Origin of the sequence: Pseudogemmobacter humi, from assembly GCF_900609055.1 — a bacterium.
GTDB lineage: Bacteria > Pseudomonadota > Alphaproteobacteria > Rhodobacterales > Rhodobacteraceae > Pseudogemmobacter > Pseudogemmobacter humi.
The window spans coordinates 1-14,582 of the sequence record NZ_UXAW01000059.1 but is presented as its reverse complement, the minus strand read 5'-3'; the positions used below and the strand labels follow the sequence as shown (position 1 = coordinate 14,582).

General features: G+C 66.5%; 11 protein-coding genes and 1 pseudogene. 3 read left to right on the top strand and 9 right to left on the bottom strand.

Going from position 1 to position 14,582, the window contains the following annotated elements; translation table 11 throughout:
• Positions 1-124: 124 nt before the first annotated feature.
• The 5 genes from XINFAN_RS09655 to XINFAN_RS09635 are packed head-to-tail and all read right to left on the bottom strand — an operon-like array spanning position 125 to position 7,126.
• Entirely contained in the window at positions 125-2,818 is a 2,694-nt protein-coding gene (locus tag XINFAN_RS09655; RefSeq protein ID WP_124086293.1) for a phosphoenolpyruvate carboxylase, read from the bottom strand.
• The gene (locus XINFAN_RS09650) at positions 2,819-3,793 is read right to left on the bottom strand and encodes a 2-hydroxyacid dehydrogenase (RefSeq protein WP_124086292.1); all 975 of its coding nucleotides are present in this window, start codon (positions 3,791-3,793) and stop codon (positions 2,819-2,821) included.
• 17 nt (positions 3,794-3,810) lie between these two features.
• A complete protein-coding gene (gene sucD / locus XINFAN_RS09645; RefSeq protein ID WP_124086291.1) occupies positions 3,811-4,698 on the bottom strand; it encodes a succinate--CoA ligase subunit alpha in 888 nt (295 codons plus the stop codon).
• A complete protein-coding gene (locus XINFAN_RS09640; protein WP_124086290.1) occupies positions 4,695-5,894 on the bottom strand; it encodes a malate--CoA ligase subunit beta in 1,200 nt (399 codons plus the stop codon). Before XINFAN_RS09640 ends, sucD begins: the two co-directional genes overlap by 4 nt.
• A 38-nt stretch (positions 5,895-5,932) precedes the next feature.
• On the bottom strand, positions 5,933-7,126 hold the full coding sequence (locus tag XINFAN_RS09635) for an aminotransferase class V-fold PLP-dependent enzyme (RefSeq protein WP_124086289.1): 1,194 nt from the start codon (positions 7,124-7,126) through the stop codon (positions 5,933-5,935).
• A 236-nt stretch (positions 7,127-7,362) separates the two neighbouring features.
• On the opposite strand from XINFAN_RS09635, the gene XINFAN_RS09630 reads away from it, so the two are divergent.
• The 3 genes from XINFAN_RS09630 (at position 7,363) to XINFAN_RS09620 (ending at position 10,362) form a co-directional block, all read left to right on the top strand.
• Entirely contained in the window at positions 7,363-8,001 is a 639-nt protein-coding gene (locus XINFAN_RS09630) for a response regulator transcription factor (RefSeq protein ID WP_124086294.1), read from the top strand.
• A 93-nt stretch (positions 8,002-8,094) separates the two neighbouring features.
• On the top strand, positions 8,095-9,069 hold the full coding sequence (locus tag XINFAN_RS09625) for an HpcH/HpaI aldolase/citrate lyase family protein (protein WP_124086288.1): 975 nt from the start codon (positions 8,095-8,097) through the stop codon (positions 9,067-9,069).
• A gap of 3 nt (positions 9,070-9,072) precedes the next feature.
• Positions 9,073-10,362 (top strand): glycerate kinase type-2 family protein, encoded by a 1,290-nt coding sequence (locus tag XINFAN_RS09620; protein WP_124086287.1) that lies wholly within the window; start codon positions 9,073-9,075, stop codon positions 10,360-10,362.
• 36 nt (positions 10,363-10,398) lie between these two features.
• Here XINFAN_RS09620 and XINFAN_RS09615 read toward each other — a convergent pair whose 3' ends face one another.
• From XINFAN_RS09615 to XINFAN_RS09600, 4 genes and pseudogenes are all read right to left on the bottom strand, one after another.
• Positions 10,399-10,869: a group II truncated hemoglobin gene (locus XINFAN_RS09615; protein ID WP_124086286.1), complete on the bottom strand. Its 471-nt coding sequence runs from the start codon at positions 10,867-10,869 to the stop codon at positions 10,399-10,401.
• Positions 10,870-10,908: 39 nt separating this feature from the next.
• Complete coding sequence (locus XINFAN_RS09610; RefSeq protein WP_124086285.1) at positions 10,909-13,278, bottom strand: trimethylamine N-oxide demethylase; 2,370 nt, start codon at positions 13,276-13,278, stop codon at positions 10,909-10,911.
• Between the two features lie 134 nt (positions 13,279-13,412).
• On the bottom strand, positions 13,413-14,318 hold the full coding sequence (locus tag XINFAN_RS09605) for a bifunctional 5,10-methylenetetrahydrofolate dehydrogenase/5,10-methenyltetrahydrofolate cyclohydrolase (protein WP_124086284.1): 906 nt from the start codon (positions 14,316-14,318) through the stop codon (positions 13,413-13,415).
• A pseudogene (locus tag XINFAN_RS09600) lies at positions 14,315-14,582 on the bottom strand (bifunctional methylenetetrahydrofolate dehydrogenase/methenyltetrahydrofolate cyclohydrolase); the annotation flags it as partial. The pseudogene XINFAN_RS09600 and the gene XINFAN_RS09605, both read right to left, overlap by 4 nt.

Below are 14,582 nucleotides of genomic sequence, written 5' to 3'. Positions count from 1 at the left end.
AGCTCGATCTCGTCGCGCTGACGGCCAAGCTCGGAACGAACCGCGCCGAACAACTCAGGGTCGCGGGCGGAAAGAGCCTCGGTGAAAAAGCCGGGGTCGGACATGGAAGAAGCCTTTCGTCTTGTCAGCCGGTCCAGCCGAGGCCGGCGGCGATGCAGTTCATGGATTGCAGAAGCGGAATGAAGACCGAAGGGGCGCGGGTTTCGGCGCGGGCCTCACGCAGAAGCGCGACCTGTAGCGCATTGGTGCGGTCGAGATGGTCGCGCACCCGCTCGAACCGCTGGCGGAACATCGGAAAGCGCGCGGCAAGCTCGGACTGGCCGGTGATCAGCAGGATCGCGGCGCGGGTCTGCTCGTATTCGCGCAGCACCCGGTCATAGATCCGGCTGCCCGTCGCGCCGTCCGACACCAGCGCGGCATATTGCGCCCCGATCTCCATATCGGCCTGGAACAGGGATTTCTCGACCTCGTCCACCACGATGCGGAACATCGGCGAGCGCTCGAACATGTCCGCGAGCAGCCGGTTGCCGTCGGCGCCGCGCACCTGAAGGAAGGAGCCGATCGCCGAGCCGACGCCATACCAGCCGGTCAGCATATGGCGGTTCTGCGACCAGGCGAAGACCCAGGGGATCGCCCGCAGATCGGCCAGCGTCTTCGCCCCGTGCCGCCGCGCCGGGCGCGAGCCGATCTTCAGCGCCGACAGTTCCTCGACCGGGCTGGCCTCCTGGAAGTAGCTGACGAAGCCCGGGCTGCTGACCAGCCCGGACCAGGCCGCCTGCGACATGCCCGACAGCGCTTCGAGCGCTTCGTCATATTCGGGGTTGGAGGCGGGCCCGTCCCGCTCTGACAGCGCGGTATGGGTCAACACGGCGGCGGTCAGCAACTCCATATTGTAGAGCGCCGTGCCGCGGTTGGCGTATTTGGCGGAAACCACCTCGCCCTGTTCGGTCAGTTTCAGCACGCCGCCGATGGTGCCGGCGGGTTGTGCTGCGATGGCGCGGCCTGTCGGCGCCCCGCCGCGGCTGGCCGATCCGCCGCGTCCGTGGAAGAAGGCCGGGCGGCAGCCGCGCTCGGCCAGCGTCGCGGTGATGCGGCGCTGCGCGCGGTGCAACTCCCATGTCGAGCAGAAGAAGCCGCCGTCCTTGCCGGAATCGGAATAGCCGAGCATGACCTCAACGAGGCCGCGGCGCTCGCGCACGGCGGCGCGGTAGCTGTTGTTTTCCAAGAGATCCGCGAGGATGCCGGGGCCGGCGCGCAGATCCTCGATTGTCTCGAACAAGGGCACCACCGACAGCGCGGGCGCGTCGGGGCAGGGGCCGGCGGCGTAGCGCGCCAGCAGATGCACCGCGAGGATGTCCTCGGCCGAGCGCGTCATCGAGACGATGAACGGGCCGAAGGTCTCGGGGTCGAGGTGCCTTCCGCGCATCAGCCGCAGAAGCGCCAGCAGATCCAGCGCGACCGGGCCGAGGCCGCTCTCGTCGGCGCGCGCCAGATCCGGGTCGGCCAGTTCGCGGCGGATCAGCGCGGCGGCCTCGGGCGTGCCGGGCTGCGCGCTCACGCCCTTCGCCTGCCAGATCTCGGCCAGCACCGCGTTGATGATGGTGGAGTTCTGCCGCACGTCGAGCGCGGCGGTGCGGAAGCCGAAGACCTCGGCCCGCCAGCGCATCGGGCGCACATGCTGCGCCGCCAGTTCGCCCGCGCCGATCGCCCCGAGCGCGGTTTCCACCTGCGCCAGATCGCCGACCAGCTCATGCGGGCCGCGATAGGCGGCGGGCAGATCGTCGCGGCTGGCCTCCAGCCGGATCTGGATCGCGGACAGCGCCTGGCGGAACACTTCGTTCGGATTGCGCGCGGTCAGGATGTCAGCGGCGCCGCTGCCGCGGATCACCTGGGACAGCGCGGTCCCTGCCGCCTCGGGAACCGAGGCGATCCGGCAGGAAACCGACAGCCGTTGTGCGGCCTGCTGCACCCCGGCGATATGGCTGGCGATGGCGGCGTTGAGGCCGGCGCGCAGCGCGCGGGCGGTCACCTCGGCGGTGACGTTCGGGTTGCCGTCGCGGTCGCCGCCGATCCAGGAGTTGAAGCGCAGGCAGGGCCGTTCAGAGCGGGCCTGGCGCGCGGGAAGGATCGCGCGGGCGTCGAGGAAGCGATCGTAAAGCTGCGGCACCGCGTCGAACAGGCTGTTGCGGAAGAATTGCAGCCCCCAGGCGATCTCGTCGTCCAGGCTGGGGCGTTCCAGCCGCAATTCGCCGGTAAGCCACAGCAGGTCGATCTCGGCGCGGATCGCATCGTGATGGCGCTCGCGCTCGCGCGGGGTCCAGCGGTGGGTTTCCAGCTCCACCAGCTTGCGGTAGATGCGGCGGTGGATTTCCAGAATGGTGACGCGCTTGGCCTCGGTCGGATGCGCGGTCATGGTCGGCACCACCGCGAGGCTGGAAATCGCGGTCTCGATCTCTTCCTCAGAGAGGCCGCTGTCGCGGATCGCGGCGAAGGCGCTGGCGAACGAGCCGGGAACGCGCTCGGGCCCGTCTTCGGCCTCGATCCGGCGGCGCAGGCGCATGCCGGCGTTTTCCTCGGCGATGCGCAGAAGCTGGAACCAGATGTTCAGCGCCTGGAGATAGGGGGTGGCCTCTGCCCCGGAGGGGATCGGGGCAGAGGCGCGGTCGGCAAGCCAGTCCGCCACATCGGGCGCGCGCTGGCCGACAACCTGCATGAGCAGAGAGTGCAGAAGGTCGCGCAGGGCGGCGGCATCGGCATGGTCGTCGATCCCGGCCAGCGGCTCGGCGCCGAGCAGATCGAAGGCGGCATGCTGCACCATTCAGACCACCCGGTCGCGGGGTGCGCGCCCCTCGAAATAATCGCAAAGGTTCTCGAAGACGCGGAAGCCCATGGCTTCGCGGGTCTCGCGCGTGGCGCTGCCCAGATGCGGCAGCATCACCAGATTGTCGCTGTGCAGCAGCTCGGGCGTGATCAGCGGTTCGCGCTCGAACACGTCGAGACCGGCGCCGCCGATGGTGCCATACCACAGGGCCTGCGCGAGGGCGTGCTCGTCCACCACCTCGCCGCGGGCGGTGTTGATCAGGAAGGCGCCGGGGCGCATCAGATCCAGCCGGCGCGCGTTGATCAGATGGCGGTTCGCGGCACCGCCCGGGCAATGCAGCGAGACGAAATCGCAAGCCGGCAGCAGATCGTCGACGGTGGCCACCTGTTCGGCATTGTAGCGCGCCAGCACTTCGGGCGCGACCGCCGAGCGGTTCTGCACGAGGATCTTCATGCCGAAGCCGTGATGGGCGCGCTGCGCCATGGCCTGGCCGATGCGGCCGAAGCCGATGATGCCGAGCGTGGCGCCCGAGACCTTGGTGCCGATCATATGGGTCGGGCGCCAGCCGGTCCATTTGCCGTCGCGCAACTCGCGCTCACCTTCTCCCGCGCGCCGCGCCACCATCAGCATCAGCGTCATGGCGATGTCGGCGGTGCATTCCGACAGCACGTCGGGGGTGTTGGTCACCACGATGCCGCGCTCTTTCGCCACCGAGGTGTCGATATGCGAGAATCCGACGCCGTAATTCGCCAGGATCTTCGTGCGCGCCGCGCCCTCGCCGAAGGCTTCGCCGGGAAGTTTGTCGGTGACGGTGGGCAGCACCGCGTCATAGTCCCGGAAGGCATCGCGGAAATCCGCGATGCCAAGGGGCCGGTCGGCCCGGTTCAGATCGACGTCGAACACTTCCGACATCTTCGCCTCGACCGCGGCGGGCCAGCGGCGGGTGACAAGAACTCTGGGTTTCGCAGCCATTTCTCTCTCTCCGTCCGTCAGGCGGCTTGCATCACGCGGGCGATGGTCTCACCGATGACCGAGGGGTTCTCGGCCACGGTGACGCCCGCCGCGGACAGGATCTCGACCTTTTCGCTGGCGCTTTCGCCGAAGGCTGAGATGATCGCGCCGGCATGGCCCATGGTGCGGCCCTTGGGTGCGGTCAGACCGGCGATATAGGCGACGACGGGCTTGGTCATATGCTCCTGGATATAGGCGGCGGCCTCGGCTTCCTGCGGCCCGCCGATCTCGCCGATCAGGCAGACGATATGGGTTTCCGGGTCGTTCTCGAACTGTTCGAGAATATCGCGGAACGAGGAGCCGTTGATCGGGTCGCCGCCGATGCCCACGCTGGTGGAAACACCGATGCCACGGTCTTTCAGCTGCTGCGCCGCCTCATAGCCCAGCGTCCCCGAGCGGCCGACGATGCCGACATGGCCGGGCAGGTAGATATGGCCCGGCATGATGCCCACCAGCGACTTGCCGGGCGAGATGGTGCCCGCGCAGTTCGGCCCGGTCAGGACCATGCGCCGCTCTTTCGGGTAGCGCATCATGTAGCGCTTGACCTTGATCATGTCCTGGGCGGGGATGCCGTCGGTGATGCAGACGCAGTAGCGGATGCCGCCATCTGCCGCTTCCATGATGCTGTCGGCAGCGAAGGGCGGCGGGACAAAGACGAGGCTCGCCTCGGCCCCGGTCGCCTCGACCGCCTGTTTCACCGTGTCGAACACCGGCACGCCGTGGACGGTCTCGCCCTTCTTGCCGGGGACGACGCCGCCGACGAGATTGGTGCCGTATTCCAGCATCTCCTTGGCATGGAACTGCGCCATGCGGCCGGTGATGCCCTGGATGATGACCGGGGTATTCCTGTCGAGAAAGATGCTCATTTCACGATCCTCATCCGGGTGTTTTGCGACAGATCATTCTTCCAGGCGGAAACCGCGCGCTCGGCGGCCTCCATCAGCGAGGTGGCCCGGATGATGGGCAGGCCGCTTTTCGCAAGGATCTTCAGCCCTTCCTCGACATTGGTCCCGGCAAGGCGGACGACCACCGGCACGTCGACCGGATTGGCCTGCAACGCCTGGACCACACCCTCGGCCACCCAGTCGCAACGGTTGATGCCGGCGAAGATGTTGACGAGGATCGCCTGGACGTTTTCGTCCGAGTTCACCAGCCGGAAGGCTTTCGCCACCCGCTCGGGCGTGGCGCCGCCGCCGATGTCGAGGAAGTTCGCAGGCTCACCGCCGGCCAGCTTGATCGTGTCCATCGTCGCCATCGCAAGGCCCGCGCCGTTCACGATGCAGCCGATGTTGCCGGAGAGGCCGATGTAGCTGAGGCCCCGGTCGGCGGCGCGGCTTTCGCGCGGGTCTTCCTGGCTCTTGTCGCGCAGTTCGGCGATATGCGGATGGCGGAACAGCGCATTGCCGTCGAAGGTCATCTTCGCGTCGAGCGCGAGGATGCGGCGGTCCGAGGTGATCACCAGCGGGTTGATCTCGACCATGGTGGCGTCAAGCTCGGTGAAGGCGCGGTAGCAGCCTTGCAGCGTGCGCACCATCTGCTGGGTCAGCTCGCTCGGGATGCCGAGCGCGAAGGCGATCTCGCGGGCCTGGAAGTCGCGCAGGCCGACGGCGGGCTCGACGGTCGAGCGGACGATGCTCTCGGGTTTCTTGGCCGAGATTTCCTCGATCTCCATCCCGCCCTCGGACGAGGCGACGATCATCACCCGTTGCGAGGAGCGGTCGAGCACGAAGCCGAGGTAGATCTCGCGCTCGAAGGGAACGGCGGCCTCGACATAGATGCGGTAGATGCCCTTGCCCTCGGGGCCGGTCTGATGCGTGACCAGACGGCGGCCGAACATCTCGTTGGTGGCGTCCTGGATCTCGTGTTCGGATTCGCAGATCTTGACGCCGCCGGCCTTGCCGCGGCCGCCGGCATGGACCTGCGCCTTCACGATCCATTTCGAGCCGCCCAGTTCGCGGGCGCGGTAAGCGGCCTGCTCCGGGCTGTAAGCCAGAGCCCCGTCGGGGATGGCTACGCCGAATTTGTTAAGTATCTCTTTCGCCTGATATTCATGAATGTCCATGCGCGGCCCTCCCGTGCCGTATGTGGATGTGCCGTTCTTTATTCGGCGGCCAGCGCCATGCTGCGCGAATTGCTTGCGCGCCAGAATTCCTCGGCGGCGGCGACGCCCGAGCCCGCCTCGATCGGCAGCCCCACGTCACGCATCGACATTTCCGCGCCGCCAAGCGCCATCATCAGCATCAGCTCGTTCAGATCGCCGAGATGGCCGATGCGGAACACCTTGCCCGCCACGACCGACAGACCGGCGCCCAGCGACAGGCCGTAACGCTCGTAGGCGCGGGCGATCACCTTGCGCGCGTCATGCCCTTCGGGGACGACGATGGCGCTGACGGTGTCGGAATGCCATTTCGGCTCTTTGGCGCAGAGCGTCAGGTTCCAGGCGGCAACCGCGCGGCGCACGCCCTCGGCGAGGAAGCGGTGACGGCCCCAGATGTTCTCCAGCCCTTCGGCCTCGATCCGGTTCAGCGAGGCGCGCAGCCCGTGCAGCATGTGCATCGGCGGCGTGTAGGGGAAGTAGCCGGTCGCGTTGGTGGCGATCATGTCCTTGAAGTCGAAGTAGCAGCGGCGCAGCTGCGCGGTCTTCGAGGCTTCCAGCGCCTTCTGGCTGACCCCGATCAGCGCGAGGCCGGCGGGCATCATGAAGCCCTTCTGCGAACCCGCGACCGCGAGATCGACGCCCCAGTCCTCCATGCGGAACTCCAGCGAGCCGATCGAGGAGATGCCGTCGACGTAAAGCAGCGCCGGGTGGTCGCACTGGTCCATCACCTTGCGCAGACCGCCGATGTCGCTGGTCACGCCGGTGGCGGTCTCGTTATGGCAGGCGAGGATGGCTTTGATCTCGTGCTTCTTGTCGGCCATCAGCCGCTCGGCCACGGTTTCCAGCGGAACGCCCGTGCCCCATTCGCAGTCGAGGGTCTCGACATCCAGCCCGAGGCGCTGGCACAGGTCCACCCAGAGCACGCTGAACTGGCCGAAGCGCGGTGCCAGAACCTTGTCGCCGGGCGACAAAGTGTTGGTGATCGAGGCTTCCCAGCCGCCGGTGCCGGTGGCCGGGAACAGGAAGACCTGGCCGGTTTCGGTGCGGAAGACCTTCTTCAGATCCTGGAACAGCGGCAGCACCAGCGCCGGCACGTCGGGCGAGCGGTGATCCTCCATCGGCACGTCCATCGCCTTGCGCACGGCTTCGGGCACATTGGTCGGGCCGGGCACGAAAAGGCCTCTGATACCTTGCATAGCATTCCTCCTGATGGACAGCGTGAGTGAAGTTTTCTTCACGCCATGAATATTGATTGACCTAAGTGAATACTTGTTGCGAAAGTTTCACAACGTAACTAACTCCTGCTTTTGGGTGTCTGAAGGTCTGGTAAAAAACCTACCCGAAAGCCTTGGAATGCGGATGTATACCGAAGAACCACCTATCTATATGGGTAGGTTTTTGAGCGGAAGGGTTGTAAATGCAGGCAGTTAGCATGCCGGTAAAACAGGTTTCTCTCGCGCTTGCCGACAGCAATCCGCTGGTCCTGGGCGCCATGTCGGAAATCTTCGACCGCGACCCCCGATTCTCACTGGTCGCCACCACCGCCACGGCCGAAGGTTTTCTGGGCGCGGTGATGCGGGTGCCGGTCGATCTGGGAATCATCGACTGGCGCATCCCGGCGCTCGGCGGCCAGAAACTGATCGAGGTGCTGCGCGATCAGCCCTCGGCGCCGCGGCTGATCGTCTACGGCGACGATTCGCGCGGCGAGCTGCCGCGCAAGGCGATGATCGCCGGGGCGGCCGGATTCGTCGCCCGCTCGACCTCGGTCGAGAAGCTGGTCGACACCTGCCTCGCCGTCGCCGCCGGGCAGATGGTCTTTCCGTTCATGGACGTGCGCGAGTTGCAGGCCGACCCGATCCAGCAGCTGACCCGGCGCGAGAAATCGCTGATGGAGGCGCTGGCCAAGGGCATGACCAACCGTGATCTGGCACGCGATTTCGGCATCTCGGCCAATACGGTCAAGTTCCACCTCTCGAACCTTTACGAAAAGCTCGGGGTGCAGAGCCGCGCCCAGGCGATCGCCTTTTTCTACTCGTCGCAGACCGCCCCCGAACATGGCCAGAGCCGCTAGTTTTTACACTGTCGAAATTAATTTTCTTGACAGGAAAGTAATTTTCTTTCTCGCATTGGCCCAACCCTGCACCATCCGAAGGAGGATCACGACATGAGTTTCCACCCCATCGAACAGGCCCCGGCAAGGCTGAACAGAAGCGAGCTGGCCGTTCCTGGCAGCCAGCCGCAACTCTTTGAAAAGGCAGCGCAATCCGAGGCGGATGTCGTCTTCCTGGACCTTGAGGACGCGGTCGCGCCCGACGACAAGGCGCAGGCGCGCAAGAACATCATCAAGGCCCTGAACGAGATGGACTGGGGCAAGAAAACCATGTCCGTGCGAATCAACGGGCTGGACACCCACTACATGTATCGCGACGTGGTGGATGTGGTCGAACAGGCCGGCGAGCGGCTGGATCTGATCATGATTCCGAAGGTCGGCACCGCCGCCGATGTCTATGCCGTCGACATGATGGTGACCCAGATCGAGGACGCCAAAGGCTACAAAAAGCGAATCGGTTTCGAGCACATCATCGAAACCGCGCTCGGGATGCAGAACGTGACCGAGATCGCCGGCGCGTCGAAGCGCAACGAGAGCCTGCATTTCGGCGTGGCGGATTACGCGGCCTCGACCCGGGCGCGCACCACGATCATCGGCGGCGTGAACCCGGATTATTCGGTGCTGACCGATCCGCTGGCGGACGGCACCCGCGCGGTGCACTGGGGCGACATGTGGCATTATGCGCTGGCGCGGATGGTGGTCGCGGCGCGCGCGAACGGTCTGCGCCCGGTCGATGGCCCGTTCGGCGATTTCTCGGATCCCGATGGCTATCGTGCGGCGGCGAAACGCGCCGCAGTGCTGGGCTGCGAGGGCAAATGGGCGATCCACCCGAGCCAGGTCGATCTGGCGAACGAGGTGATGAGCCCGTCCGAGGCCGAGGTGAACCGCGCGAAACGCATCCTTGAGGCGATGGAGAAAGCCGCCTCCGAGGGCAAGGGCGCGGTTTCGCTCGACGGTCGTCTGATCGACTATGCGTCGATCCGCCAGGCCGAGGTTCTGGTGCAGAAGGCCAAACAGATCGCGGGGTAATCCATGACCAACGGGAAAGGGCGTGAGGCGCTGCGCGAGACCGCGCGGCACCTCTTCGATCACGCGCTGCGGGCCGCCGATCCGGCGGGCGCTTTGCGCGCGGCGCTGACGGGTTCGCCCTTTCCCGCCCCCGCGGCCGGTGGGCGGGCGATCGTGATCGCGGTCGGCAAGGCCGCGATGGCGATGGCGGGCGAGGCGATGCGCCATCTGCCGCCGGGCACCGAGGTGATCATCGTCACCAATTATGAAAACGCGGGTGATCCGCCCGGATCTGTGGAGGGGGCGAAGGTTTTCGCCTCGGGCCATCCGGTGCCGGACGAGAACGGTCTGGCGGCGGGCGAGGCGGTTGCGGCGGCGTTGAGCCGTGCAACCGCAGCGGATCGGGTGATCGCGCTGATCTCGGGCGGCGGCTCGGCCCTGCTGCCGGCGCCGGCCGAGGGGCTGACGCTTGCCGACAAGGTGGCGGTGAACCGGCTCTTGCTGGCCGGCGGGCTTGAGATCACCGCGATGAATCTGATCCGGCAGAACCTGTCGCGGCTGAAGGGCGGCGGCATGCTCCGGCTGGCCGCACCGGCGCCGGTCTTCGCCTGGATCCTCTCGGACGTGATCGGCGACGATCTGCGTGCCATCGCCAGCGGCCCGACCGTGGCGCCGCTCGGGAACCGGGCGGATGCGGTGCGGATCCTGCGCGGGGCGGGGATCCACGACGATCTGCCGCCCGCGGTGCGCGCGCATCTGGCGCGGCCCGAGAGCGCGGCCGTCCCGCCGCCGCCCGCGCGCAACCTGCTGATCGGCTCGAACCGTCAGAGCCTGGAGGCCGTCCGGGCCGGGGCCGAAGGCTGGCCGGTCCGGATCGCAGCCGAGCCGCTGACCGGCGATGTGGGCGAGGCGGCGGAAGCGATCCTGCGCGCGGCTGGCGAGGTGCCGAAGGGGCAGGCGGCCTGCCTCGTCTGGGGCGGCGAGACCACGGTGACCCTGCGCGGTGGCGGAAAAGGCGGCCGGAATCAAGAGCTTGCCCTGCGCATTGCCCTGGCGGGCGAGGATGCGCTGGCGGGGCGGGAGTGGGTGTTCCTGTCGGGCGGCACCGACGGGCGAGACGGGCCGACCGATGCGGCGGGGGGCCTCGTTGATGGCACCAGCGCGGCGCGGATGCGGGCGGCGGGTGTCGATCCGCAGGCGCTGCTGGCAAACAACGACAGCTATGCGGCGCTGGCGGCATCGGACGATCTGCTGATCACCGGCGCCAGCGGCACCAATGTGGCGGATGTGCAGATCCTGCTGATCAAGAGCTGAAACGACGAAGGCGCCGGGATCACCGGCGCCTTCCTGCTACTGACGCCGGGCCGGGGGCTGATCGCCCGTGCTGCCGGGCGGAATCCCCCATTCCGGCAGATCGTTCACCAGCACATGCGCCACGCGGCGGAAAGTGGCGCGCATCCGTTCGACATGCGGGCCGGAATGGCCGCAATCCGCGATGGCCTGATCCATCAGCTCCAGCCAGTCATCGGCGTCCTGGCTGCTGATCGGCACATGGGCGTGCATCAGCCGCACATCCATATTGCCATGTTTTTCAAGGTAATAGCGCTGCCCGCCCAGGAAGCCCGACAGGAAGTTGAACTGTTCCTCGCGGACATGGGAAAGGCCGTGGCCGCGGAAATGCAGCCGCAGGATCTGTGCGCCGCGCGGATCGGTCTCGACCAGGTCGTAGAAGCGGTTGACCAGCTTGCGCAGCGCCTCTTCGCCGCCCAGCAGATCGACAGTGCTCTGCTGCGGCGGCGGGGTTTCCTTCTGAAGTGCCATATCCTTTCCTCCCTCAGGACGGCCCTTGTCAGACCCGGCTCAGGATTGTGGCCGGGTTTTCTTCGGATCGTAATGCGACAAAGTGACGATCTTCGCGGGCAGGCGCTTCTGATGGCCGTCGAGCTTGCCGATCTCGACCTCGGTCCCCGGCTCGGCATGGGCGACATCCACCCGCGCCAGCGCGATGTTCTTGCCAAGCAGCGGCGAGCGCATCGAGGAAGTCACCTCGCCGATCTGGGCGCGGCCGATATGGATGCAGTCGCCATGGCCGACCGCCACTTCGGAATCGATATCCAGCCCGATGAATTTGCGCGACGGATGTTCTTTGCGCCGGATCAGCGCATCGCGGCCGATGAAATCGTCGGTCTTGCCCTTCAGCGGCACGGTGAAGCCGATCCCGGCCTCGAACGGGTCGGTCTGGTCGGTGAAATCGTAGTTGGCGAAGATCAGCCCGGCCTCGATCCGCAGCATGTCGAGCGCGAGCAGCCCCATGGGCCGCAGCCCGTGTTCCGGCCCCTTCGCCCAGATCGCGTCGAACACCTCGCCCGCATGTTTGGGGTGGCACCAGACCTCATAGCCGAGTTCGCCCGTGTAGCCGGTGCGCGAGACCACGACAGGAATGCCCTGGGCATCGCCGATCCGGCCGACGGTGAAGCGGAACCAGGCCAGTTCTTCCATCGTGGGCTGGTGCGGCGGGGTCCAGATCACCTTTTTCAGCAGGTCCCGGCTCTCGGGCCCCTGCACGGCGAGGTTGTGCAGCTGATCGGTGGAATCGCGCACCAGCACGTTCAGCCCCAGCTTTTCGGCCTGTTCGCGCAGCCAGACGCCCGAGTAATCGTCGCCGCAGATCCAGCGGAAATTGTCCTTCGCCAGCCGGAAGATGGTGCCGTCGTCGATCATCCCGCCATGCGGATAGCACATCGCAGAATAGACGATCTGGCCGGGGGTCAGCTTCTTCACGTCGCGCGTCAGCGTATATTGCATCAGCGCCTCGGAATCCGGGCCGGTGACCTCGAACTTGCGCAGGGCCGAAAGGTCCATCACCACCGATTTCTGCCGCGCGGCGTAATATTCCTCGATCGGCCCGGCTTCGGCGTAGGAATTGGCCAGCCAGTAGCCTTTGTATTCGATGAAATTGCGGGTCATCTTCGACAGGCGGTCGTGGAACCCGGTCTCTTTGGTCATTTTCGGCTCCGAATCTGGGGTCGCACGGATCGCAACCGCGCGGCTGAATTTCTGCGTGGCCGCATAGGTGCGCACGTGGATGTCGGTCGGGTTCCAGCCGTTGGCGGCGGTGGTGTCGTCGGGGCAGGCCGAGTTCACGCATACGATATCGGTCAGCGCGCGCAGGAGGACATAATCGCCCGGCCGCGACCAGGGCTCGTCGGCATACATCACGCCGTGATCGTCCACCCCGGTGTTGAAGAAGAAATTCGCCGCCATCCAGCCGCCGCGCGCATTCACCCCATGCGGGGCAAGGGCGTTGTTGAAGTTCTCGGTGCAGTTGACGTGGCCCGGATAGCCGATGTCGTCGTAATATTTGGCGTAGCAGGCCAGCGAGAAAGCGTCATGGCGCCCGCAGGTGTCCTGGATCACCTCGACCAGCGGCAGGAAATCCTGGTCGTAGTATTTCGCATGCAGGCCGGGCATCGGATAGGCATGGCCCATGGCGCTGCGGGTGGCGGTCACGTCCAGCGGATGCTCGATCCCCTTGTCGAGCTTGCGGGCGTCAAAACACTGGAAATCGGTGCATTGCCGGCCATCGACATCGATGATCTGGATATATTCGCCCGCTTTGACCACATAGGCCTCGGCGGTGGCGGAATGGACGCGCACCTCCTGGAGCGGGTCGGACAGGGGATCCGGCAGTTCCGCCTTCAGCCCGACATTCGGCGCGGCGCGGTGGACATAGACCGTCAGCGGCGTCGAGGTGTCCTGGCCGTCGGGCAGCATGTCGCCGCCGGGCGCCGCGATCACCACGATTCCTTCGCGGTTCGCGGGGAAGTCGACGCTGGTTTTCGCCGGGGTGGCGGCGTCGAAGAAGCGGCTGGCTTTGGCACCGGCCAGATCCAGCCCGTGCCGCTCCAGCCCCTTGCGCATCCGCGCGAGGCTGTCATTCCCGCCCGCCAGCAGATCCTTCAGGCCCGAAGCGTCGCTGTCGGCGGCAAGGCCGAGGATGCCGGGGTCGATCCGCCCGGAAAGATCGGCCGCGACCACCTCGCAGGGCTGGCCGCCCTCGTCGTTGACGACCGAGATCCGGTCGCCCGCGCCGATGCGGATCATCATCGCGCCGCTGCCGGGCACCGTGTAGCGCTCGGTTCCCGGGGGCAGCATCAGCCCGCGCGGGCGGATGATCTGGCTGGGCCGGGGGGGGCCGGGGTTGACCGCCGGATAGAGCGTGTCGAGCATCGGATCCTCCATCGCGCATGTTGCGCATGCAGAAAATTAGTTTACCCGTAAGAATATTCTAGACCCTGCGCCCGACGAGTCAACGGAAACCGCGCCGCGGCAGGGATTTGCGCCCGGTTTCCCGGGCGCGGGGGTCAGTCCTTCAGCCAGCCCGCCGCGATCTGGCGCTGATGCGCGACGATGGCGTTGCGCATCAGAATCGCCACGGTGACCGGGCCGACGCCGCCGGGCACCGGAGTGATCCAGCCCGCGACTTCCTTGACCTTCTCGGTATCGACATCACCGACGATGCGCACCGTGCCGTCGGGATCGGTGACCTGGTTGATGCCGATGTCGATCACCGCAGCGCCCGGCTTGATCATATCGGGGCCGATCAGATGCGCCTTGCCCACCGCGACCACCACCACATCGGCGCGGCGCGAATGCATCGCGACCGAGCGCGTCATATGATGGCAGACCGTCACCGTCGCCCCCTCGGCCATCAGAAGAAAGGCCGCCGGTTTGCCGACGATTTCGGAATGGCCGATCATCACGACCTCAAGGCCCTTCAGATCGAGCCCGGTCTCGCGCACCAGTTCCACCGCGGCGGCCGCGGTGCAGGGCGCCAGCGCCACGTCATTGTAGACGATATTGCCGATCGAGGCCGGGTTCATCCCCTCGACATCCTTCAGGGGATGGATCGCCGATTGCAGCGAGCGCACGTTGATATGCGCGGGCACCGGGCGTTGCAGGATGATCCCCAGCACGTCGGGGCGGTCGTTCAGCTCCAGGATCAGATGCTTGGCCTCGTCCTGGGTGATGGACTCAGACCAGAGCTGCTGATCGAACGGAATGCCGGCGGCAGCCGCGCCGCGCGCCTGGTTCCGCACATAGACCGCGATCTCGGGCGAGGGGCCGATCGAGATCGACACCAGCCGCCCCACCGGCCGCGTGGCGCTGGCGCGCGAGACCTGCTCGCGCACCTCGGCCAGCAGGCGGTTCTGCACCGCCTTGCCGTCGATCAGCCTGTGGTCGCGCGCTGTAACGCCGCTTTCCGTCACGCGGTCAGTCCTTCTGGTTCATTGAGTCCGTTTGCCCTGCATGCTGCGGTGAGGGTATTTGCCAGGAGGCATGCGATTGTCATGGGGCCGACGCCGCCGGGGACGGGGGTTATGGCGCCTGCGACGGCTTTGGCGCTGTCGTAGTGGACATCGCCGACGAGCTTCGTCTTGCCGTCACGCTCGATGCGGTTGATGCCGACATCGATCACGGTGGCGCCGGGTTTCACCATGTCGCCGGTGATCATCTCGGGCCGGCCCACGGCG